At 39.0% G+C, this 620-nt stretch carries 1 protein-coding gene; it reads left to right on the plus strand.

Features of this window, described 5'->3' with window-relative positions; all coding sequences use genetic code 11:
• Positions 1–141 precede the first annotated feature (141 nt).
• On the plus strand, positions 142–620 hold a 479-nt coding region (locus tag AC1DPZ_RS28650), incomplete at its 3' end, for an alcohol dehydrogenase catalytic domain-containing protein (protein ID WP_477409934.1).

A 620-nucleotide genomic window follows, 5' to 3' on the forward strand; every position in this document is an offset into this window, starting at 1 on the left:
TTTTCCCACATCTTAATGAATGGGGCGTTGCTTTTATTAAAGTGTAACTACGTCATCTTTTATAGTGATTGCCGTCATTTTGTGAATGGTATTATCAATTCATCTTTGTATCCACAGATCTATTACTATAAAAACACTATTATGGAAACTTTAATGCAACAGGAAACTCAAAAAGAGGCTTTAGATAGGTTAACTACTCTTAATGCAAAAAAAATGAATGCTTTAGTTTACCACGGACCAGGAAAAAAAGCCTGGGAAGAAAAACCTAAACCACAGCTGATAGCAGCTACAGATGCAATTGTAAAAGTTCTTAAGACCACCATTTGCGGTACCGACCTTCACATTATGAAAGGCGATGTCCCGGAGGTTGAAGATGGCCGGATAATTGGCCATGAAGGTGTAGGCATTATACAAGAAACCGGGAGCGCTGTAAGTAATTTTAAAAAAGGCGACCATGTACTTATATCCTGTATCACATCTTGTGGAAAGTGCAGCTATTGTAAAAAAGGAATGTACTCTCATTGTGAAGACGGTGGATGGATTCTTGGTCACCTGATTGATGGCACCCAGGCAGAATATGTAAGGATACCACATGCGGATAACAGCTTATACCCCATACC

Source organism: Mucilaginibacter sp. P4_G9, from assembly GCF_056400985.1.